Source organism: Duffyella sp. Ts4, from assembly GCF_051851875.1.
In the GTDB taxonomy this organism is placed as follows: domain Bacteria; phylum Pseudomonadota; class Gammaproteobacteria; order Enterobacterales; family Enterobacteriaceae; genus Duffyella; species Duffyella gerundensis.
This window is the reverse complement of the sequence record NZ_JBLYPN010000004.1, coordinates 12,576-33,285: the sequence shown is the minus strand read 5'-3', so window position 1 is coordinate 33,285 and position 20,710 is coordinate 12,576. Positions and strand designations below refer to the sequence as shown.

Genomic DNA, 20,710 nt, shown 5'->3' with positions numbered 1-20,710 from the left:
TCAGTTAGCCCTCTGAGTTGAAGTGAGCACGCAGATTTTCCAGCGCGACGTCAAGCTGCGGCAACATCCGCTGTAGCCGCTCAGCCTGGCTGTCAAACCGCCCCAGGGCACGATGAAACGCCTGATGAAAAGCATCGGCGCCCTCGCCTTGCCAGTTCTCACGCAGCCGATACCATGAAGCGGTCAGGCTCGCGCGCCGGCTTTCAACCTCCTGTAGCTGGCGGGCAATATCGTCACGATAACGCTGTAAATGTTCAGCAAGCGGCAATGACATTAGCCGTTACCTCGCAGATAGTGCGCCAGCTGCTGCAGCTTGCGGGCAATGTGATCTTCAAATACCGGCGCATCGGTTTTCAGGTAGGCATCGTTCTCCGCCATCACCGTTTCCAGCATCACCGCTATGGCCTGATGATCGGCATCGCGCCACAGCGCATCCAGCAGCACGTAGCCCTCTTTCAGGCTGCGCTGCTGGATCGACAGCGCCTGATGAAACCCTTCCAGCTCACGCTGGAAGTGGCGCATCAAGGGGTAGCTCTCATTCAGTGACAACGGTAGCTTCTCCAAACGCGGTGGCCAGCAGCACTTGCAGCTGCTCGCGAGTCTGTTCACGGCTGATGTCGTGATCGAAGGCATAGCTGCTGAACAGGTTGCGCGCGCGCTCCCCTTTCACCAGGTCAACGTACATCGCCGCCAGTGGGTGCTCAGTCATCTCTTCAATTTGCGTGGCCGCTAATGATGAGAACAGCGTCATGGAATCATCGGCGCTAAGCTGCTGCACAACGCGATGAATAAAGTCACGACCGTCGCGCGAAGGATTCATAAAGCTTTGCAGCGCAGTGACCGATTCCGCTGAGACGATCACGTGCCGCGACCGATCGCTGCCGCGACGAACCAGATCGCGCCAGGTGGCCCACAGGCCGCTTTCCGGTGCGCCATAAGGATCGTAGCCGTCAACCAGCGCATCGATGCGATCGGGCTCACAGAGAATTAACAGCCCCTGGCGGCTGTGCGCGGCGTCAGCAAACGCGGTCAGCGCCGCTTCGGCCTGCGAGGCATCGGCCAGCGTCACCTGCGCGCCGAGGCCACGCAGATATTCTGCCGCCGTGTTGACGATACCGCCGCCCGGCAGGTAGGGATCCAGCGCATCGATCACCGTCAGATCCAGCTCCTGCGGCGCAACGGTAGCGGGCAAGCCCACCAGCATATTTGCCAGCATGGTCGCGCGCAGCTCGGTGCGCGAACCCACCATCAGCATGTTTTGTCCGCGGCCGCGGCGCAGCGTGCACAGCGCATGTGAACGCACGTCGAAGTTACGTCCCAGCCAGAGCCCGATCGGCTTGCCGGATGGCGTCCACATCCGCTCCTCAAAACCGCCATCACGCAGCGGCAGCGCGGCGATGCGCTGCAACTCCTCGGCTGACGGTGGCGCAACGCGGTGCTGCATCACAAAAGCGTTATCGGCCAGCGTACTGGCCATCGTGCCATCCAGCATGATCGGACCTGACGCCTGCGGACCCACGTGGCTGACAATGCTCTCAATCACGCTCTCCAGCGTCGGCTGATCGCCGTTTGCGCCCGCATAATCATCGCGACGCGCCAGCCGCGCCACGGCACCACGGTGGTTATCACCATCGCGGCCTGACTGCGCGTTGATCACCAGTTCGCCCGAGGCGGCCAAATCGCGAATCAGGCGCTTGCCTTCGGTACCAAAGGCGGAAATCGTCTGGATATAATCCTGCGCCAGCGACAGCGAGGCGCGCAGGTGTATCTCATTGAAGTTGCTGCTGCGCATGCCTTCAACATCAAAGCGTTGCGCGCAAAGCAGCAGGTGCGTGCCCGCCGCTCGGCCCATGCGCAAAATCGGTCCCAGTTCATCCATACCGGCGGCGGCATCGCCTTCAAAGATCAGCTGATACTCATCAATAATCAGCAGCATGCGCGGCAACACCTTACCGGTTTTACTGCGCCAGGCGGCCAAATTGTTGACGTTCTCATCTTTGAACAGTTCATAGCGCCGTTTCATCTCGGCATGGAAATCAGCGAGGATCTTACGGGCAATCGCCGGACGCGTACGCAACGACACCACTTCAGCGTGCGGCAGATCTTTATAAACTTTAAACTCTACGCCGTGCTTGGCATCGAGCAGATAGAGCTTCAACTCCTCAGGCGAATAACGGCTGGTGAGGCCGGAGATAATCACGTGCAGCAGATGCGATTTGCCCGAGCCGACCTGCCCGGCAATCACGCCGTGCGCCACTTCACCCGATGAATGGTGTTTACCAAACAGAATATTCAGCCGCTCGCCAACCGGCGTTTCAATACGCTCGGCTGAGCTGGCGCTCATCATTTTTTCAAGCGGCGCCAGCGCGTTAAAGCTGTTGCTGCTTTGCAGACGCTGATGGGTTTCAGCCTGATCCAGCAGCCGCTCAATCACCTCATGCGTGGCAAAATCCGCAATCTGCAGGCCCTTTTCGGCACGGCAATCGATCACCACGGCGTTCTCAAACGCTTTCATGTCGAAATCGCGCGGCAACGGCGACGACGTATTGTATTCGAGGATCAAATGACGCCCGGCTCGCGGGCCCGATACGCCAATGCGCGTCAGCAATTCCAGCGCACGCGGTTCACGCTCGTAAGCGGAAGGGAAATCCACCACCGCGATGATTTCAAACGATTCACCGGAACGCGCCTCTTTAGTGAGATCCAGAAAACGCCCCGCGCCGCCAACAACGCGCTGATTAATGCGCTGAATATCCTGCGTAATGGTGGTCAGCGTCTCGCCGATGCTGCTGCCCGCTTTGCGCGTGCGCGGCAGGTTGGCTTCGAACGGAAAAGTGGCGCCCAAACCTTTGGGATCGAACAGCGTAAAGGTGCTGCTGCCGGGCAGCAGCGTGGCGGTACGCAGCACAATGTCACGCTGCAACGCACGCGAGCGATCCAGACTGCTGTCGTCGGTCAGCAGAATAATGGCGCCCTCGGCGCGCAATAAAGGCTGATAAACGGGACGACATGCCGTGCGCCGATCCGGCATGGGAATCGGCAACTGACCAAACAGATAATATTCCAGCGGCGTCGGATCGCCATCGGCCTCAAAGCTCTGCCAGAAATCACTCTGCCATGGCGCGCGCAGCGGCGCCGGAATGAGAGCATAAAGTGCGTTAACGCGCGCTTCTTCAGCAGTAAAGCGCTGCTGCAACTCAGCGGGCAACAGCGGCACCGCGCCCTGCAAATAGCCAAGCTGCTGACGAATAGTCTCTTCAAGGGTATGAACGGTCTGCGTGGTTTTAGTGAGTTCCGCGCGAAGCGTGGCGGAAGCGGGCGTTGAGTTCATCAGTTTTTCCCAATCAGAAGAGGACGTATAAAATCCACAGAGCGATCACGGCGAGCACGATCATTTTAGTTTTCTTATGACGCTCAGCTTTTTCAGCTTTTGCCACGTTATCGACCAGCTGATGATAGCGATCCTGTTCGACACGCAGCTGTTTACCCAGCTGATCCAGCGTATCAATCGAGCGGGAAATTGCCGTGAAATCGAGCTGTTCAACCGGTTGTGCTGGCGCACCCGCCCGGAATTTATCGAACTCTTTGGTCAGTCGCTCGGTAGCCTGTGTCGCGTGCTGATACGCTGCTTGTGTCGCCAGCTCATCGTGCCAGGCCTCACTAAATTCTTTAACCAGTTGCGCTTGTTGCATTGCTTATATCCCTGTTCTGCAAAGAGAAAATATCCACTTTCTGATAACGCGATTGTGCCCGCCGGTGAGGCGTTACGACGCAGAGATACCGATGAAACAGCAGGAACAAAGCCGCAACAGGCTGTATGTCTGAAACGTAAGGAACTGTTAAATTTTGCGAATTACTGTCAGTAGCGTCAAGACATTATTATCACTTATGCGACTGTATCGCGAGGGCATGACAGAATAACGCCCGCGCACAGCCCTGCCAGACATGTCTCAACGTCGCGGCTGCATGCCGTTGTTCTCCCAGGGTTAGCAAGCCATCCTTTTCATCTCATCAGGAGCCACCATGACCGATAACGCTACGCCACGCCCGCCGCTGCCGCCGTTTAACCGCCAGAGTGCGGCAGAAAAAGTTCGCCTGGCCGAAGATGGCTGGAACTCCCGCGATGCGGGCAAGGTCGCGCTGGCCTACAGCCTGGATACCCGCTGGCGCAATCGCGCCGAGTTTGTCACCAGCCGCGATGAAGCAGAAGCCTTCCTGACGCGCAAATGGCATAAAGAGCTCGATTACCGGCTCATCAAAGAGCTGTGGGCGTTTGACAGCCACCGTATCGCGGTGCGCTATGCCTATGAATGGCGTGACGATGCGGGGAACTGGTTTCGGTCCTACGGCAATGAGAACTGGGAATTCAACGACGAGGGTCTGATGACGCATCGCTATGCCAGCATCAACGACCTGCCGATCCGCGAACAGGATCGCCTGTTCCACTGGCCGCAGGGCCGTCGCCCGGACGATCATCCGACGCTGAGCGAGCTGGGGCTGTAACGTTGGCGCGCCTGGCGTTATCGGGATCGATGGCGGTATAATGCGCAGATGACTGATAATAAGGAGCGAAACATGTCAGTGAATTTACGGCCGCTGGAGCGGGAAGATTTGCATTTTGTCCATCAACTCGATAACAACGCCAGCGTGATGCGCTATTGGTTTGAAGAGCCTTACGAGGCGTTCGTTGAACTCTCCGACCTCTATAACAAGCATATTCACGATCAGAGCGAACGCCGTTTTGTGGTGGAGCATGATGGCTTTAAGGTTGGGCTGGTCGAGCTGGTGGAAATCAACCACATTCACCGCCGCGCGGAATTTCAGATCATCATCGATCCTGCGCATCAGGGCAAAGGGCTGGCCAGCAAGGCGGCGAAGCTGGCGTTGGAGTACGGTTTTTCAGTGCTTAATCTGTATAAGCTTTACCTGATTGTCGATCAGGAGAATGAAAAAGCGATCCACATCTATACCAAGCTGGGATTTGAGATCGAAGGCGTGTTGAAGCATGAGTTTTTTATCAACGGCGAATACCGCAACACCATTCGCATGTGCATTTTTCAGCAGCAGTACCTGAAGAAGCACAAAATGCCCGGCGCGATGGTGAAACCCACCGCGCAATAACGGGCTTAGCTACGCGCACCAATCTGGTTCATGTACGGCAGCGGCTGCAACGGCTCGATGTCGTACATGCCGCCATAGAAAGGATCCACCAACAACCAGCCAATAAAGCCGCCAAGCGGAATATTGCCGAGCAAATACCACAGGTTGGCTTTTTCACGCAGCGGCACGGTGACCGGCACATATCCCACGCCTTCCAGCATCACCTGATACTGTTTTTTGCCAAAGTAACGGCCGGTGGATTTCGCCAGCATGATAGTTTGCGGCGTGAAGCCTTCTGCCACCGCGCGGCCAGTTTCATCCTGCACGGTAAAACGCGCGCCTTGCGGCACCGAATCAATGCGCACGGCCTGGCTTTCCGATCCCACGATGGTGGCACAACCACTGAGCAGCGTTAGCGCCACCAGCGCGATAAAAAGCGATTTCATAACGGCGTTCCGGTAAAAGTGCAGATCACCAGTTTAGCCCGCCTGCCCTTGCTTTTCATCCGCTAAACCGCGTTTCAATCGCGCGATCATCGCAGGGAATCAGGCTGTTATCGAGGTTGACAAGCGTGCGCAATAGCCGCGATGTCGGCGGGCGTGGTACGGCAGCAGCCGCCGATCAGCCGCGCACCCGCCTGCTGCCACTCCGCCAGCTTGTCATGTAGCGTGCAGCCCGATGGCGCCTCGCTCCAGGTTTTGCTGCTGGCATCGTAATGCTCACCAGAATTGGGGTAGACCGCCAACGGCTTATCGGTCAGTGAGTGCAGATGACGCAGCGCCGGCGTCACGCTCTCCAGCGCAATGCAGTTAATGCCCAGCGCCACCACCTGCGGATGTTTAGCCAGCAAGGCGGCGACCTCGCTCAACGGCGTGCCGTCGCTGATCTGTTGCGCATTGCGCAGCGTAAAGGTGAACCAGGCGCGCGCGTCAGGGAATTCTGCCAGCAGGGCCAGCAGCGCCTGCGCTTCGGCAAACGACGGCAGCGTTTCACAGGCCAGCAGATCGACTCCGGCTTCCAGCAGCGCCGTCACACGCGGCCGGTGAAACGCCATCATCTCATCCTGCGGCAGTTGATAATCGCCACGATACTCCGAACCATCAGCCAGATAAGCACCGTAAGGCCCAACCGAACCGGCGACCAGCAGCGGCGAGGCGTGTGGCGCGACCGCCAGATAATCACGGCGTGCCCGCTGCGCCAGCTCAACGCTACGACCAATCAGCGTTAGCGACTGCGCGTCGTCCAGCCCGCGAGCAGCAAAGCCCTGCGGCGTCGCCTGATAGCTGGCGGTGATAGCGCACTGCGCACCGGCGCAAAAGTAATCGTAATGCACCTGATAAATTAATTCCGGGTTCTCCATCAGCACCTTTGCCGACCAGAGGCGATCCGCAAGGTTGCACCCGCGCGCTTCCAGTTCGGTGGCCAATGCGCCATCAAGGATCAGCGTGCTGTTTTGCGCCAGGCGCTGGGTCAGATTGTCAGGCTGCATCTTTTTTTCCTTCTGCTGAATGACTTTTTTTGACGCGTTCCGTCAGATAGTACGCCGCGTAGCAACAGGCGACGAACGGCAGACCACACCATAACGCAATGCGCTGCGCCGGGTCGAATGCCAGACCGATGCAGGCCAGCAGGCAGAGCACAAAGCCGAGTATCGGCGTAAGCGGGAACCAGGGCGCACGAAACACCAGGCTTTCCAGTTTTTTGCCGCTGCGCAGATGGTGACGACGAAAGGCGTAGTGCGACGCACAAATGCTCAGCCAGATCGCCACCACGGCAAAGCCGGAAATGGCAGACAGCGCGACAAACACCGTATCGGGCGCAATCACCGCGCTGGCCAGCGCCAGCAGTCCGCCCAGCATGCTGATGCAGATGGCAAACAGCGGAATGCCGCGCGTCGTCAGGCGGGCAAACCGGCGTGGCAGCGTGCCGCTGTTGCCCAGTGACCAGAGCATACGGCCCGATGCGTACAGCCCGGAGTTTGCCGCCGAGAGAATGGCGGTAAGAATCACGAAGTTGATGATATCAGCGGCGTACGGCAGGCCAATCTTTTCAAATACCAGCACAAATGGGCTTTTCACAATGCCAGCCTGATCCATCGGAATCAGCGCCGCCAGCACAAATACCGTGCCGACAAAAAACAGGATCAGTCGAATCACGGTGGTGCGAATCGCCAGCGGCAGCACCTTTTGCGGATCTTCCGTTTCGCCCGCCGCGATGCCGATCAGTTCGGTGCCGGAAAACGCGAAGTTTACCGCGACCATGGTCATCAGAATCGGCAGCGTGCCGTGCGGCAGCCAGCCGTGCGCGGTGAGATTATGCAGGCCCGGAGCGGGACTGCCATCCTGCATCGGAATGAAGCCAAACATCGCCGCGCCGCCGAGCACAATAAAGGCCAGAATGGTCAGCACTTTTACCAGCGAAAACCAGAACTCGCCTTCGGCAAAAAAGCGAGAAGAGACAACGTTGAGCAGAAAAATGGTCAGGCAGAAAATCAGGCACCAGACCCACACCGGCGACTGCGGAAACCAGTACTGCATACAGAAACCGGCGGCGGTCAGGCTGGAACCCAGCGCCACGGTCCAGGTCAGCCAGTAGAGCCAGGCTACGGTATAACCGGTAGCCGGACTGAGATAGCGCGCGGCATAAACGTGAAAAGCGCCGGTTTCCGGCATCGCCACCGAAAGTTCGCCGAGGCTCAGCATCACCAGCCAGACCACCAGCGCGCCAATCAGGTACGCCAGCAGCGTGCCCGCCGCGCCAGTAGTAGAAATGATGTAGCCGGTATTGAAAAACAGGCCGGTGCCAATGACGCCGCCCAGCGAGAGCATCACCAGATGTCGCGCTTTCATGGTGCGTTTAAATTCGCCGGGAGCGGAAGAAGAGTCTTGCTGCATGCTATTTACCCATATGGACGTCTAAACATCTGTATGGACATGCGTTATACAGCCGCCGGGGGCAGAATGCAACGCGATAAACAGCAGGGTTACTTCAGAGCAGCGGGAAAGAAGCCGCTTTCCCGATGCGCAGAAAAATCAGTCGAATACTTTTTCGAGATAGCGCTCAAGCGCGGCGCGGGAGCTAAATCCGTGCGGAATACCGTAGTGATCGCGGTTGTCGCCGACCAGGTACATAGGAAAATGGGTATAGTGATCGCAGGTCTTAATATCGGAAGCGGGATAAGCGAAATGCTGGCTTTTCTCTTTCAGCGTGGGATGGATCACCAGCGCCGTGCGTCCCATACGCGCTTCACGGTTAACGTACACGTAGTTGTCGCCACGGCGATAGCCGTAGGCCTTTTGCGTTACTGCATCCACCTCAAAACCGGCTTTCTCCAGTACTTTTGCCACCTCATCAGGTCGTAAATACATGCTTAATCCTCACAGTCTTCTAAAGCCTCGCAACCTTACAACAGCGCGATGGTAAACCGCTTTCGGAATTATCCTCAAAGCCGGAATACGTGACCGGCAAAGCGTAGCCGCTGTTGTCGCCCGATCGTACCGTAAAGTGCATCGCCATCAGATGATGTACTCAACGTTGGCGGACACCCTAAAGTCTATACGTTTTCTGGCACTCTGTGTGGCGTAAAGGCGAAGCGGATTCAGACAGGAGGAAATAATGGGCGGGAAAAAGCGACGAAGCAGCAGGATGCGCTGCTTCGTCAGTGAGGTTATGCCGACTGACGCAAAGGCTGCGCGTCGAGGTGAAACTGCTCAACCGTCTGCGCCAGCTGTTCCGCCTGGGATTCCATGGCGCTGGCGGAAGCGGTCATCTGCTGCACCAGCACGGCGTTTTGCTGCGTCACGCTGTCCATCTCATTGACCGCAATGGTCACCTGGCTGATGCCGCGCGCCTGTTCATCCGAGGCGTTAGCAATTTCGCGGATAATGCTCTGCACCGAACTCACGGCGTGCGTCATCTCCAGCATGGTTTTACCGGCGTCGTTAACCAGCAGCACACCATTTTCCACCCGCTGGCTGGACTCTTCGATCAATAGCGCGATCTCTTTAACCGCGTTGGCGCTGCGCTGTGCCAGATTGCGCACTTCGGTTGCCACCACCGCAAACCCACGCCCCTGTTCGCCGGCGCGCGCGGCTTCCACCGCGGCGTTGAGCGCCAGAATGTTGGTCTGGAAGGCGATGCCATTGATCAGGCTGGTGATGTCGCCGATTTTCTTCGCGCTGCTGTCGATCTGCGCCATGGTCTGTACCACCTGACCCACCAGTGCTTCGCCGCGGCAGGCGATCTGCGTGGCGTTCTCGGTCAGCGCGGTGGCCTGATGCGCATTGGCGGCGTTGTGCTTCACCGTGGCGGTGATCTGCTCCATGCTGGCGGCGGTCTGCTCCAGCGCGGCGGCCTGCTGCTCGGTACGTGCGGCGAGGTCAATATTGCCTGAAGCGATGTCGCCTGCGCCTTGCCGCACCGCGTGACCCGCGGCTTTGATTTGGCCGACAATGTCGCGCAGCTGGGCCTGCATGGTGTGAAGGGCAAAGAACAGGCTGCTGCGATCGCCCTCTTTGACCGGAATCTGGTTATCGAGGTGACCTTTGGCAACCGCCAGCGCAATGGTGGCTGCGTGCAACGGTTCCCCGCCGATCGGCTTCAGCACCTTACGACTGAAGACGATGCCCAACAGCGCACTGACCAGCAGAATACTGATGACCATCATAATCAGGGCGTTGTACAGCTGGCGGTCGGCGGCAGCCATCACCTGACTGACCGGCGCCACGACGCCAAGATACCAGGGCCGATCGCTGTTACCAATCATCACCGGCTGCCAGGCGACCAGCGCATCTTCGCCCAGCTGCGCATCAAACCGTTGCAGAATCGCCGCGCCGTGATTGTCGGCCGGACCCTGCCAGGCTTTGCCCGCCAGCGCTTTATCAGGATAGGCCACCACTTTGTTGCCGTTTGACAGCAGCATCGCATAGCCGCTGCCCTGCCACGGCCGAATCTTCATCACCTTATCCTGCAGTGAGGCAAGCGAGATATCCGAAGTCACCACGCCCCAGAGTTTCCCCTGATTTACCACCGGCGTGGCCACCGACGTCAGCAGCGTAGGCACACCGTTATAGTCGTAGCTGTAGGGTTCAATCAGCGTATCTTTCTGGCTTTTTTGTGGCAGCAGATAATAATCGCCCTGCCCCGGCGTCAGATAGGAGAGCAGCGGATGCAGCTTATAGTTACCCGCGCCATCATGATCAACAAACCAGGCGTAGCGGCCGTTGGGCGCCTGACCCGGCTTCTGTGCAAACTCGGCGTCACGGCCATCAAAAACGTTCTCTTCAAAAATCACAGAAATCGAGAGGTAATCGGGATTTTCGCGCAGCGCATATTCCAACAGCTTATCCGCCGCGCCGCGATCGGTGATGCCCGCGGCGGGTAAGGCGATCAGGCTTTGACCGAGATTACGCGCCACGTCTCGTGCATAGGCCAGCTGCTGCTGGATGCGCAGCGCTTCGCTCTGAGCAATCTGCTGCAAATAGCTTCTGGCCAGCGATTTCTGTTCATGGCTGGATTGCCAGCTCAGTACGCCAATCGTCACGGCAAATCCCAACGCAATGGTCAGGCCGCCGGTCAGTAACACCTGCATACGGGTGCTCATCGTTTTTTTTACTGCATTGGCCATAATGGCCTCCCCTGGAAGTCGTCGTCAAAGTCACCCACATCCTGCGCAATCGATTTCCTGTACAAAGATTATCGGCCTGCGCGGCGCCAGCTTGATGGCTAAATAACGATCGATAGCGCAATCTGTTCTTTTTTTGTTACTGATTTGTGGAAACGCGGCACGGCCTGTGGGCAAGGGGTTTGCGCAGTTACTCGCCTGGATAAGCGGCTATTTTCTCCAGGCGGGGCCGTCACCGTTTCGATTGATGGTCTACACTAAATAACAAGTGAAACGCTAAAAGGAGAAAATAATGGCTAATCAATCAACGAAAAACGAAGACATTGATATCAATCAGGATGTGAGCTTACTGGCCGACACGCTGGATGATTTACTGAAATCCTACGGCAGCAAAACCCAGGAAGAAATTGACAGCGCGCGCAGCAAAGCTGAGTCACTGTTGAAAGAGACCCGTGCCAGGCTGAACGGCGGCGGCAACCGCGTGACGCGCGCCGCTCGTGACGCATCACTGCAGGTTGATGAGTATGTGCACGACAAACCCTGGCATGGCGTAGGTATTGGCGCCGCAGTGGGTATCGTTATCGGTGCACTGCTGGCTTCACGCCGCTAAAATTCTTTTTCCAGACAAAATCCCTGCCCTTACGGCGGGGATTTTTTTTTGCTTTTTTTCACTCGTGCACCAAACCAGTGACGGCGCGGCTTGCGGCATATGTTCGCCTGATTCACCACCAATACACTACATATAGTATGGTTGATAAAATTAAACGCTACATCTAGTATTCAGCTTATCAACTCGTCACTATCTGGCAGCAGACTTCTGCTGAGCAATACGCTGCTGCCCCTGAGAATAAGGTGAATACGAATCATGCGCATTATTATTTACACAAAAGATGCCTGCGTACAGTGTGACGCCACCAAAAACGCCATGGCGCGCAGCGGCCTCGACTACCAGCTGGTGAATCTGGATCAGAATGTTGAGGCCATTGAGCACCTGCGCGCCCTTGGCTATCGCCAGGTGCCGGTGGTCATCGCCGGTGAAACCCACTGGAGCGGTTTTCGCCCCGATAAGATCGCGGCGCTGCGCTCGCTCGCCGCCGCAGGCGCCTGACGCTATGCCCCCGCTGGTCTATTTTTCCAGCCAGTCGGAAAACACCCACCGCTTTGTGCTGCGCCTGGCGTTGCCCGCAATACGCATTCCGCTACGCGGCACGTTACGGGTCGATGAGCCTTTTATTCTGGTGGTGCCGAGCTACGGTGGCGGCGGCTCGAAGGGCGCAGTGCCGATACAGGTCAAAAAATTTCTCAATGATGCCGCTAACCGCCAGTGGATCCGCGGTGTGATTGCCGCAGGCAACCGGAATTTTGGCGAAGGATTCTGCCTCGCGGGCACGATCATTGCGCAGAAATGCCAGGTGCCGTATCTCTATCGGTTTGAGCTAATGGGCACCGCCGACGATATTCAGAATGTGCATGCAGGAGTAACCCAATTTTGGCAACAACAGACACCACGCTAACCTCACCTACGCTCGATTATCATGCGCTGAACGCCATGCTTAATCTTTACGACGCCGAAGGCAAGATTCAGTTTGCGCAGGATCAGCAGGCGACCCGCCAGTTCTTTCTGCAGCATGTCATTCCCAACACGCAGCGCTTTGCCAGCATCGCTGAGCGGCTGCAATATCTGGTGGCTGAAGGTTATTACGAAGCGCAGGTGCTGAATCAGTACGCTTTTAGCTTTGTCACCGCGCTGTTCAAACAGGCGTATCAACGCGATTTTCGCTTTAAAACTTTTCTCGGCGCGTGGAAGTTCTACACCAGCTACACGCTGAAGAGCTTCGATGGCAAACGCTATCTGGAAAGCTTTCCCGATCGCGTCTGCATGGTGGCGTTAACCCTGGCGCAGGGCGATGAGGCGCTGGCGCAGCAGCTGCTGGAAGAGATGATCAGCGGACGCTTTCAGCCCGCCACGCCGACCTTTCTCAACTGCGGTAAGCAGCAGCGCGGCGAACTGGTCTCCTGTTTTCTGTTGCGCATCGAAGACAACATGGAATCGATTGGCCGCGCGGTTAATTCGGCGTTGCAGCTCTCCAAACGCGGCGGCGGCGTGGCGTTTCTGCTCTCCAACCTGCGGGAAGCGGGCGCGCCGATCAAGCGCATCGAAAACCAGTCTTCTGGCGTAATTCCGGTGATGAAGATGCTGGAAGACGCCTTCTCCTATGCCAACCAGCTGGGTGCGCGTCAGGGTGCCGGTGCCGTCTGGCTGCAGGCGCACCATCCCGATATTCTGCGCTTCCTTGATACCCGACGGGAAAACGCCGATGAAAAAATCCGCATCAAAACGCTCTCGCTGGGCGTGGTGATCCCTGATGTCACTTTTCGTCTGGCCAAAACCCATCAGCCAATGGCGCTGTTTTCACCCTACGACGTCGAGCGCATTTACGGTCTGCCGTTTGCTGATATCAGCGTGACCGAAAAATATGATGAGATGCTGGCGGACGATCGCATCCGTAAAACCTTTATTGACGCGCGTGAGTTTTTCCAGACGCTGGCAGAGATCCAGTTTGAATCGGGCTATCCCTACATCATGTATGAGGACAGCGTGAACCGTGACAATCCGATTCAGGGGCGCATCAATATGAGCAACCTCTGTTCGGAGATCCTGCAGGTCAACACGCCAAGCCACTATGAGGACGATCTCAGCTATCGTCAGGTGGGCAAAGATATCTCCTGTAATTTGGGCTCGCTGAACATCGCGCATGCCATGGATTCCACTGATTTCCCGCGCACCATTGAGATGGCGATTCGCGGCCTGACCGCCGTATCGGACATGAGTCATATCGGTTCGGTGCCATCGGTGGCGGCAGGCAATGCGCAGTCACATGCTATCGGTCTCGGCCAGATGAATCTGCATGGCTATCTGGCACGCGAAGGCATTATGTATGGCTCAGAGGAGGCGCTGGATTTCACCAATCTCTACTTTTACTGCGTCACTTTCCACGCGCTGCGCAGTTCCAACGCTATCGCCCGTGAGCGCCAGCAGCGCTTTGCCGGTTTTGAGCAATCGCGCTACGCCAGCGGTGAATACTTCGACAAATATCTCGCCAACGCCTGGCTGCCGCGCACGGAAAAAGTGGCCGCACTGTTTGCCAATGCCGGTATCACGCTTCCCGATCGCGACGACTGGCTGCAACTGCGTGACGCGGTGATGCGCGACGGCCTCTATAACCAGAATTTACAGGCGATTCCGCCAACCGGATCGATCTCCTATATCAACCACGCCACTTCCAGCATTCATCCGGTGGTGTCACGTATTGAGATCCGCAAAGAGGGTAAAACCGGTCGCGCCTATTATCCCGCGCCCTTCCTGACCAATGACAATCTGCATCTCTATCAGGATGCCTATCAGATTGGCCCGCAGGCGATTATCGATACCTATGCCGAAGCGACGCAGCATGTCGATCAGGGCCTGTCGCTGACGCTGTTTTTCCGTGATGGCGTCAGCACCCGCGATATCAATAAGGCGCAAATTTATGCCTGGAAAAAAGGCATCAAAACGCTCTATTACATCCGCCTGCGCCAGATGGCGTTGCAGGGCACCGAAGTTGAAGGCTGTGTTTCCTGCGCGCTGTAAGCCCCCCTACTCTATGAAAAGACGATGATTATGCCGCGATTAGCTCCTGTTAAAGCGATCAACTGGAACCAGATCGACGATGAGAAAGATCTCGAGGTCTGGAACCGTCTGACCACCAACTTCTGGCTGCCGGAAAAGGTGCCGTTATCCAACGACATCAGCGCCTGGAACAGCCTCGACCGTACACAGCAGCAGCTTACCATCCGGGTGTTTACCGGCTTAACGCTGCTCGATACTATCCAGAATGTGATCGGCGCGCCGGGCCTGATGCCCGATGCGCAAACGCCGCACGAAGAAGCCGTGCTCTCCAACATCAGCTTTATGGAAGCGGTGCATGCGCGATCTTACAGCTCGATTTTTTCAACGCTGTGCCACACCAGCGACGTTGACGCCGCCTATCGCTGGAGCGAAGAGAACGTGGCGCTGCAAAACAAAGCGCGGATTATCCTTGCGCACTATCAGGAAAACGATCCGCTGAAGAAGAAGATCGCCAGCGTGTTTCTGGAGTCGTTTCTGTTTTACTCCGGCTTCTGGCTGCCGATGTACTTTTCCAGCCGCGGCAAGCTCACTAACACCGCCGATTTGATTCGTCTGATCATCCGCGATGAAGCGGTGCACGGCTACTATATTGGCTACAAGTTTCAGCGCGCGCTGCGCCAGGAACCCCCGGAGCGCCGTGAGGCATTACAGCGGTTCGCCTGTGATCTGCTGCTGGAGCTGTATGAAAATGAGCTGGCTTATACCGAGGACCTTTACGTCGGTACCGGCTGGGCGGAAGAGGTCAAAACCTTCCTGCACTACAATGCCAATAAGGCGTTAATGAATCTGGGCTATGAGGCACTCTTTCCGGCAGAATTAACGGCGGTTAATCCGGCAATATTATCGGCACTGTCGCCGAATGCTGACGAAAATCACGACTTCTTTTCTGGCTCAGGTTCATCCTATGTTATCGGTAAAGCCGTTGAGACCGAAGATGATGACTGGGACTTTTAATCACTGAAATAATGGGGCCATGAGTGCCCCCTTATTTACGACCACTAAGTATTTCCCTGCGTGACTATTTTTAACGAAAACACCTTTTCATCGTATTATTAATTTATCTTATACTTCCTGCCGTCTTCAAATTATTTCCCCTCCTGCCATTCCGACAGCGCCATTTATTTCCCCCGAAACAGTCGAAATAACGATTTTTTCACTTTTAATTATTTCCCGCAGAGCCAGGCTATCCCTGCCCTCAGCGTCTTTTTGTCATACCACCCGCGATGGAAAGCCGCCGCATCAGGGTTGTCAGCGGGTCTTGTTGTGATAGGGTATAGGCCGAAAATAGAACAGCACATTGCGGGAAGCCGATTATAAATTAACTCTTTCACCAGGAACGTTAACCTTGAATGGCAATTAAACTCGAAGTAAAGAATTTATATAAAGTCTTTGGTGAACATCCGCAGCGCGCATTTAAATATATCGAAAAAGGTATTTCCAAAGATGCGCTTCTGGAAAAAACCGGTCTGTCGCTTGGCGTGAAAAATGCCAGTCTGGCCATTGAAGAAGGCGAGATATTTGTGATCATGGGATTATCCGGCTCCGGTAAATCCACTATGGTTCGCCTTCTCAATCGTCTGATCGAACCGACGCGTGGCCAGGTGATTATTGATGGTGTTGATATCGCCAAAATATCGGACAGTGAATTGCGTCAGGTACGGCGAAATAAGATCAGCATGGTGTTTCAATCTTTCGCCTTAATGCCGCATATGACCGTGCTCGATAATGCCGCCTTTGGCATGGAGCTGGCGGGCGTGGCGGTGCAGGAGCGGCGTGAAAAAGCGCTGGATGCACTGCGTCAGGTGGGCCTTGAAAATTATGCCCATGCCTGGCCCGATGAGCTGTCTGGCGGCATGCGCCAGCGCGTCGGCCTGGCACGGGCGCTGGCGATCAATCCCGATATTCTGCTGATGGACGAAGCCTTCTCCGCGCTCGATCCACTGATCCGCACCGAGATGCAGGATGAACTGGTTAAGCTGCAGGCCCGGCACCAGCGCACCATCGTCTTCATCTCGCACGATCTCGATGAGGCAATGCGCATCGGCGATCGCATCGCCATCATGCAGGGCGGCGAAGTGGTGCAGGTCGGCACGCCCGATGAAATCCTTAACAATCCCGCGAACGACTATGTGCGCACCTTTTTCCGCGGTGTCGATATCAGTCATGTCTTCAGCGCCAAAGATATCGCACGCCGCAGCGCTGGCGCGCTGATCCGTAAATCGCCGGGCTTTGGCCCGCGCTCCGCGATCAAGCTGTTGCAGGATGAAGATCGTGAATTTGGCTACGTGCTGGAGAAGCAGAAGTTTCTTGGCGTGGTCTCGATCGATTCGCTCAAGGCGGCGCTGGCCGCCGGGGAAAATCTGGATGGCGCCCTGCTCGCATCTCCCACCGCAGTTGCCGCCGACACCTCGTTAAGCGATTTATTGTCCCATGTGGCGCAGGCGCCCTGCGCCGTGCCGGTGGTCGGTGATGAGCAGCAGTATGTCGGCTTAATATCCAAAGGCACGCTGTTACAGGCATTAGATCGTGAAGGAGCCAGCCATGAGTAAAGAGACCGCCAATCCGTGGCAAACCGTACCGCAAGCCGCCGCCGCGCCCGATGCACCGGCGGCTGACGCATGGGGCACGCCTGATGGCGCCGCCTCCGGTCACGATGCTGCCGCCAGCGGCAGCGACTGGCTCAACAGCGCACCCGTGCCGCAGGAAAACCATTTTTCCCTGCTCGATCCCTTTCATAACACGCTGATTCCGCTCGACAGCTGGGTGACGCACGGCATCGACTGGGTCGTGCTGCACTTTCGTCCGCTGTTTCAGGGCATTCGCGTGCCGGTGGATTATATCCTTAGCGGCTTTCAACACCTGTTGATGGGCATGCCGGCACCGGTGGCGATCCTGATTTTCGCCCTGATTGCGTGGCAAATCTCCAGCGCCGGGATGGGCGTGGCAACGCTGATATCGCTGATCCTGATCGGCGCGATCGGCGCCTGGTCACAGGCGATGGTGACGCTGGCTTTGGTGCTCACCGCCCTGCTGTTCTGCATGCTGATTGGCCTGCCGCTCGGCATCTGGCTGGCGCGCAGCGACGGTGCGGCGCGCATTGTCAGACCGCTGCTTGATGCCATGCAAACCACGCCGGCATTTGTTTATCTGGTGCCCATCGTCATGCTGTTTGGCATCGGTAACGTGCCGGGCGTCGTGGTGACCATCATCTTTGCCCTGCCGCCGATTGTGCGCCTGACCATTCTCGGCATTAAGCAGGTGCCCGCCGATCTCATCGAAGCGAGCGAATCCTTTGGCGCCAGCCCGCGACAGCTGCTGTTCAAAGTGCAGTTGCCGCTGGCGATGCCGACGATTATGGCCGGCGTTAACCAGACGCTGATGCTGGCGCTGTCGATGGTGGTCATCGCGTCGATGATCGCCGTGGGCGGGCTCGGCCAGATGGTGCTGCGCGGTATTGGTCGGCTCGATATGGGCCTCGCCAGCATCGGCGGCGTCGGCATCGTGATCCTTGCCATTATTCTTGATCGCCTGACGCAATCTTTTGGCCGCGATAGCCGCAGCCGTGGCAGCCGCCACTGGTATGCCTACGGCCCGTTGGGTCTGCTGACACGTCCTTTCATAAAAAAATAACGTTAAGGCGGTTCGCCGCCTGTTTCGCTCTTCCCTCATCTACAAGGAATGATTATGCGCAAGAATCTTTTACTGGCGGCGATGTTATCCACGCTGGCCACCAGCCAGAGCTTTGCCGCCGATCTGCCGGGCAAAGGCGTTGACGTGAAACCATTACAGAGCAGTATCGCTGAAGAGACGTTTCAGACGCTGCTGGTCAGCCGCGCGCTGGAGAAACTGGGCTATCAGGTTGAGAAACCGGACGAGGTCGATTACAACGTCGCTTACACCTCAATTGCCTCTGGCGATGCCACTTTTACCGCCGTGAACTGGCAGCCGCTGCATGATGATATGTATGCCGCCGCGGGTGGAGATAAAAAGTTTTATCGCGAGGGTAATTACGTCACCGGTGCCGCGCAGGGTTATCTGATCGACAAGAAAACCGCGGAGAAATACCACATCACCAATATCGCTCAGCTTAAAGATCCGAAGCTGGCTAAGCTATTTGACAGCAATGGCGACGGCAAAGCTGACATGACCGGTTGTACGCCGGGTTGGGGTTGCGAAGCGGTAATCAATCATCAGAACAGCGCTTTTGGCCTGAGTGAAACCGTGCAGGCAAACATGGGCAACTATTCAGCGATGGTGGCTGATACGCTGGCGCGCTACAAACAGGGCAAGCCGATTCTTTATTATACCTGGACGCCTTACTGGCTCAGCGATGTGCTGGTGCCGAGCAAAGATGTGGTGTGGTTGCAGGTGCCGTTCTCGTCACTGCCGGGCGCGCAGAAAGGCGTGGAGACGAAATTAGCTAACGGAGCCAATTATGGCTTCCCGGTAAACAGTATGCACATCGTCGCTAATAAAGCCTGGGCGGAGAAAAACCCGGCCGCGGCCCGACTGTTTGCCGAAATGAAACTGCCGATTGCCGATATCAACGCGCAGAATGCCCGCATGCATCAGGGCGAATCATCTGAGGTGGACGTTAATCGCCATGTTGATGGCTGGATCAAGGCGCATCAGGCGCAGTTCGATAAGTGGGTCGCGGATGCCCAGGCCGCCAGCAAGTAATTTGCAGCAGGGCGACATAAGTCGCCCTTTTCTTTCGCCTGCGCCATCTGGTTTGGCCTGTTAATTAAACCAACATCGAAATAGTTTTTTGAGTTATTATTATCTGCATATGAATATGCAGCCGTTATTTTCCTGATGCACACCGCACACCCGCCCCTCCGCCCGGCACTGGTTATCCTGATGTCCGTGGCTACCGGTCTGGCGGTGGCCTGTAACTATTATGTACAGCCACTGCTGGCAACCATTGCAACGACTTTTCAGCTCTCAATCAATCAGGCCGGCTTTATTGTCACTACCGCCCAGCTCGGCTACGCCGCCGGATTACTGCTGCTGGTGCCGCTTGGCGATATGCTGGAGCGCCGCAGCCTGATTGTGATCATGACGCTGTTAGCGGCGGGCGGCCTGGTGATTACTGCACTCTCCCCTTCGCTCTCTTTCATGTTGCTTGGCACGGTGCTGACCGGGTTGTTCTCGGTGGTGGCACAAATTCTGGTGCCGCTGGCGGCTACCCTGGCAGCACCCGAGCAGCGGGGAAAAATCGTTGGCACAGTAATGAGCGGGCTGCTGTTAGGTATTTTATTGGCGCGCACCATTGCCGGTGCGCTGGCGGAGTTTGGCGGCTGGCGCAGCGTTTACTGGACCGCCAGCGGGCTGATGGTCTTGATGGCGCTGGCCCTGTGGCGCGGATTACCGCGTTACCAACCCAGCGTCTCGCTTAACTATCCGCAGCTGCTGATGTCGATTTTCAGCCTCTATAAACAGAACCGGGTGATCCGCACGCGCGCCATGATTGGCTGTCTCGCCTTCGCGAATTTCAGCGTGCTCTGGACCTCGATGGCTTTTCTGCTTTCTGCTGCGCCCTGGCACTACTCCGAAGGCCAGATCGGTCTGCTCGGGCTGGTTGGCGCAGCGGGTGCGCTGGCTGCGCGTCAGGCGGGCACGCTGGCCGACAAAGGCAAGGCGCGCCTGACCACCAGCATTGGGCTGCTGATTATGCTCGCTTCGTGGGGCGCCACCGCGCTCGGTGCCCATTCGCTACTGGCACTGATCGTGGGCATCCTGTTGCTGGATTTAGCCGTTCAGGGTGTGCACATCACCAACCAGAGCGTGATCTATCGCCATAAGCCTGATGCACGCAACCGGTTAACTGCTGGCTATATGACCAGCTATTTTATCGGCGGCGCACTCGGCTCGCTGATCTCCGCCAGCGCCTTTCATCTGGCGGGATGGCCAGGTGTTTGCGGCGCTGGCGCGGTTATGACGCTGTTAAATCTGCTGGTCTGGCTGCGCGGCTGGCGGGCTGAGAAGTCCGGCGAATAATAAAGAATTTTCTGATCTATCAGGCCCGGCAGGGTGTAAAGGCTATGCTCAGTCTGGTATGGTGGATTAATACAATATTCAGCCAGGTGATTTTTTCACAGGTGATTAATTAGTGGCTGCAAAGGTTTCTGTCTGTACGGACAGATGCCTTGATACGTTAGCCCACTCGCGCAGCGCTTTCGCTGCTTTTTGACTCCGGATCAGGGATCGATCCGGATACTACGGATGGTGATGTAGTGATTTTCCGACAATCACAGCAGTATGGATTGAGACGGCCAATCAGTTACCTTCGTTATTATACCAGTTGCAACTAGTGA

At 56.6% G+C, this 20,710-nt stretch carries 20 protein-coding genes; 11 read left to right on the top strand and 9 right to left on the bottom strand.

Going from position 1 to position 20,710, the window contains the following annotated elements; genetic code table 11:
- Positions 1-4: 4 nt before the first annotated feature.
- From ACJY2L_RS07860 to ACJY2L_RS07845, 4 genes are read right to left on the bottom strand one after another with little or no spacing between them, the layout of a single operon-like run.
- Positions 5-274, bottom strand: coding sequence for a hypothetical protein (locus tag ACJY2L_RS07860; RefSeq protein WP_439212624.1), 270 nt, complete (start codon positions 272-274; stop codon positions 5-7).
- Positions 274-549, bottom strand: coding sequence for a hypothetical protein (locus tag ACJY2L_RS07855; protein WP_439212625.1), 276 nt, complete (start codon positions 547-549; stop codon positions 274-276). The genes ACJY2L_RS07860 and ACJY2L_RS07855 overlap by 1 nt, the downstream gene beginning before the upstream one ends.
- Positions 536-3,331, bottom strand: coding sequence for an FtsK/SpoIIIE domain-containing protein (locus tag ACJY2L_RS07850; protein WP_439212626.1), 2,796 nt, complete (start codon positions 3,329-3,331; stop codon positions 536-538). The genes ACJY2L_RS07855 and ACJY2L_RS07850 overlap by 14 nt, the downstream gene beginning before the upstream one ends.
- A gap of 13 nt (positions 3,332-3,344) precedes the next feature.
- Positions 3,345-3,692 (bottom strand): hypothetical protein, encoded by a 348-nt coding sequence (locus ACJY2L_RS07845; RefSeq protein ID WP_439212627.1) that lies wholly within the window; start codon positions 3,690-3,692, stop codon positions 3,345-3,347.
- A gap of 331 nt (positions 3,693-4,023) precedes the next feature.
- Here ACJY2L_RS07845 and ACJY2L_RS07840 point away from each other — a divergent pair, with 331 nt between their 5' ends.
- Both ACJY2L_RS07840 and speG read left to right on the top strand, forming a co-directional pair.
- Positions 4,024-4,503 (top strand): DUF1348 family protein, encoded by a 480-nt coding sequence (locus ACJY2L_RS07840; RefSeq protein WP_439212628.1) that lies wholly within the window; start codon positions 4,024-4,026, stop codon positions 4,501-4,503.
- 72 nt (positions 4,504-4,575) lie between these two features.
- Positions 4,576-5,121 (top strand): spermidine N1-acetyltransferase, encoded by a 546-nt coding sequence (speG, locus tag ACJY2L_RS07835; protein WP_439212629.1) that lies wholly within the window; start codon positions 4,576-4,578, stop codon positions 5,119-5,121.
- A gap of 5 nt (positions 5,122-5,126) precedes the next feature.
- Here speG and ACJY2L_RS07830 read toward each other — a convergent pair whose 3' ends face one another.
- From ACJY2L_RS07830 to ACJY2L_RS07810, 5 genes are all read right to left on the bottom strand, one after another.
- The gene (locus tag ACJY2L_RS07830; RefSeq protein ID WP_067433043.1) at positions 5,127-5,546 is read right to left on the bottom strand and encodes a hypothetical protein; all 420 of its coding nucleotides are present in this window, start codon (positions 5,544-5,546) and stop codon (positions 5,127-5,129) included.
- 107 nt (positions 5,547-5,653) lie between these two features.
- A complete protein-coding gene (gene mmuM, locus ACJY2L_RS07825; RefSeq protein ID WP_439212630.1) occupies positions 5,654-6,589 on the bottom strand; it encodes a homocysteine S-methyltransferase in 936 nt (311 codons plus the stop codon).
- Positions 6,579-7,994: an S-methylmethionine permease gene (gene mmuP / locus ACJY2L_RS07820; protein ID WP_439212631.1), complete on the bottom strand. Its 1,416-nt coding sequence runs from the start codon at positions 7,992-7,994 to the stop codon at positions 6,579-6,581. Before mmuP ends, mmuM begins: the two co-directional genes overlap by 11 nt.
- Positions 7,995-8,132: 138 nt before the next feature.
- The gene (locus ACJY2L_RS07815) at positions 8,133-8,468 is read right to left on the bottom strand and encodes a DUF2002 family protein (protein ID WP_439212632.1); all 336 of its coding nucleotides are present in this window, start codon (positions 8,466-8,468) and stop codon (positions 8,133-8,135) included.
- Between the two features lie 299 nt (positions 8,469-8,767).
- Entirely contained in the window at positions 8,768-10,726 is a 1,959-nt protein-coding gene (locus tag ACJY2L_RS07810) for a methyl-accepting chemotaxis protein (RefSeq protein WP_067433054.1), read from the bottom strand.
- A 289-nt stretch (positions 10,727-11,015) separates the two neighbouring features.
- On the opposite strand from ACJY2L_RS07810, the gene ACJY2L_RS07805 reads away from it, so the two are divergent.
- The 9 genes from ACJY2L_RS07805 (at position 11,016) to ACJY2L_RS07765 (ending at position 20,393) form a co-directional block, all read left to right on the top strand.
- Positions 11,016-11,333, top strand: a complete 318-nt coding sequence (locus ACJY2L_RS07805; protein ID WP_439212633.1) for a DUF883 family protein — start codon at positions 11,016-11,018, stop codon at positions 11,331-11,333.
- A 255-nt stretch (positions 11,334-11,588) separates the two neighbouring features.
- On the top strand, positions 11,589-11,831 hold the full coding sequence (gene nrdH, locus ACJY2L_RS07800) for a glutaredoxin-like protein NrdH (protein WP_067433059.1): 243 nt from the start codon (positions 11,589-11,591) through the stop codon (positions 11,829-11,831).
- Positions 11,832-11,835: 4 nt separating this feature from the next.
- The gene (gene nrdI, locus ACJY2L_RS07795; protein ID WP_439212634.1) at positions 11,836-12,237 is read left to right on the top strand and encodes a class Ib ribonucleoside-diphosphate reductase assembly flavoprotein NrdI; all 402 of its coding nucleotides are present in this window, start codon (positions 11,836-11,838) and stop codon (positions 12,235-12,237) included.
- Entirely contained in the window at positions 12,213-14,354 is a 2,142-nt protein-coding gene (gene nrdE / locus ACJY2L_RS07790) for a class 1b ribonucleoside-diphosphate reductase subunit alpha (RefSeq protein ID WP_439212635.1), read from the top strand. The genes nrdI and nrdE overlap by 25 nt, the downstream gene beginning before the upstream one ends.
- A 30-nt stretch (positions 14,355-14,384) precedes the next feature.
- Positions 14,385-15,347: a class 1b ribonucleoside-diphosphate reductase subunit beta gene (nrdF, locus tag ACJY2L_RS07785; protein WP_439212636.1), complete on the top strand. Its 963-nt coding sequence runs from the start codon at positions 14,385-14,387 to the stop codon at positions 15,345-15,347.
- A gap of 395 nt (positions 15,348-15,742) precedes the next feature.
- Positions 15,743-16,942, top strand: a complete 1,200-nt coding sequence (gene proV / locus ACJY2L_RS07780; RefSeq protein WP_067433064.1) for a glycine betaine/L-proline ABC transporter ATP-binding protein ProV — start codon at positions 15,743-15,745, stop codon at positions 16,940-16,942.
- The gene (proW, locus tag ACJY2L_RS07775) at positions 16,935-18,023 is read left to right on the top strand and encodes a glycine betaine/L-proline ABC transporter permease ProW (protein WP_439212637.1); all 1,089 of its coding nucleotides are present in this window, start codon (positions 16,935-16,937) and stop codon (positions 18,021-18,023) included. The genes proV and proW overlap by 8 nt, the downstream gene beginning before the upstream one ends.
- Before the next feature lie 54 nt (positions 18,024-18,077).
- A complete protein-coding gene (gene proX, locus ACJY2L_RS07770) occupies positions 18,078-19,073 on the top strand; it encodes a glycine betaine/L-proline ABC transporter substrate-binding protein ProX (protein ID WP_439212638.1) in 996 nt (331 codons plus the stop codon).
- 135 nt (positions 19,074-19,208) lie between these two features.
- Positions 19,209-20,393 (top strand): MFS transporter, encoded by a 1,185-nt coding sequence (locus ACJY2L_RS07765; protein WP_439212639.1) that lies wholly within the window; start codon positions 19,209-19,211, stop codon positions 20,391-20,393.
- The last annotated feature ends 317 nt before the right edge of the window (positions 20,394-20,710 follow it).

What these genes read in the sequence shown, in the direction of transcription:
- ACJY2L_RS07860 (WP_439212624.1), bottom strand. Translation starts at nt 274, where the DNA reads ATGTCATTGCCGCTTGCTGAACATTTACAGCGTTATCGTGACGATATT.
- ACJY2L_RS07850 (WP_439212626.1), bottom strand. Translation starts at nt 3,331, where the DNA reads ATGAACTCAACGCCCGCTTCCGCCACGCTTCGCGCGGAACTCACTAAA.
- ACJY2L_RS07845 (WP_439212627.1), bottom strand. Translation starts at nt 3,692, where the DNA reads ATGCAACAAGCGCAACTGGTTAAAGAATTTAGTGAGGCCTGGCACGAT.
- ACJY2L_RS07840 (WP_439212628.1), top strand. Translation starts at nt 4,024, where the DNA reads ATGACCGATAACGCTACGCCACGCCCGCCGCTGCCGCCGTTTAACCGC.
- speG (WP_439212629.1), top strand. Translation starts at nt 4,576, where the DNA reads ATGTCAGTGAATTTACGGCCGCTGGAGCGGGAAGATTTGCATTTTGTC.
- ACJY2L_RS07830 (WP_067433043.1), bottom strand. Translation starts at nt 5,546, where the DNA reads ATGAAATCGCTTTTTATCGCGCTGGTGGCGCTAACGCTGCTCAGTGGT.
- mmuM (WP_439212630.1), bottom strand. Translation starts at nt 6,589, where the DNA reads ATGCAGCCTGACAATCTGACCCAGCGCCTGGCGCAAAACAGCACGCTG.
- mmuP (WP_439212631.1), bottom strand. Translation starts at nt 7,994, where the DNA reads ATGCAGCAAGACTCTTCTTCCGCTCCCGGCGAATTTAAACGCACCATG.
- ACJY2L_RS07815 (WP_439212632.1), bottom strand. Translation starts at nt 8,468, where the DNA reads ATGTATTTACGACCTGATGAGGTGGCAAAAGTACTGGAGAAAGCCGGT.
- ACJY2L_RS07810 (WP_067433054.1), bottom strand. Translation starts at nt 10,726, where the DNA reads ATGGCCAATGCAGTAAAAAAAACGATGAGCACCCGTATGCAGGTGTTA.
- ACJY2L_RS07805 (WP_439212633.1), top strand. Translation starts at nt 11,016, where the DNA reads ATGGCTAATCAATCAACGAAAAACGAAGACATTGATATCAATCAGGAT.
- nrdH (WP_067433059.1), top strand. Translation starts at nt 11,589, where the DNA reads ATGCGCATTATTATTTACACAAAAGATGCCTGCGTACAGTGTGACGCC.
- nrdI (WP_439212634.1), top strand. Translation starts at nt 11,836, where the DNA reads ATGCCCCCGCTGGTCTATTTTTCCAGCCAGTCGGAAAACACCCACCGC.
- nrdF (WP_439212636.1), top strand. Translation starts at nt 14,385, where the DNA reads ATGCCGCGATTAGCTCCTGTTAAAGCGATCAACTGGAACCAGATCGAC.
- proV (WP_067433064.1), top strand. Translation starts at nt 15,743, where the DNA reads ATGGCAATTAAACTCGAAGTAAAGAATTTATATAAAGTCTTTGGTGAA.
- proW (WP_439212637.1), top strand. Translation starts at nt 16,935, where the DNA reads ATGAGTAAAGAGACCGCCAATCCGTGGCAAACCGTACCGCAAGCCGCC.
- proX (WP_439212638.1), top strand. Translation starts at nt 18,078, where the DNA reads ATGCGCAAGAATCTTTTACTGGCGGCGATGTTATCCACGCTGGCCACC.
- ACJY2L_RS07765 (WP_439212639.1), top strand. Translation starts at nt 19,209, where the DNA reads ATGCACACCGCACACCCGCCCCTCCGCCCGGCACTGGTTATCCTGATG.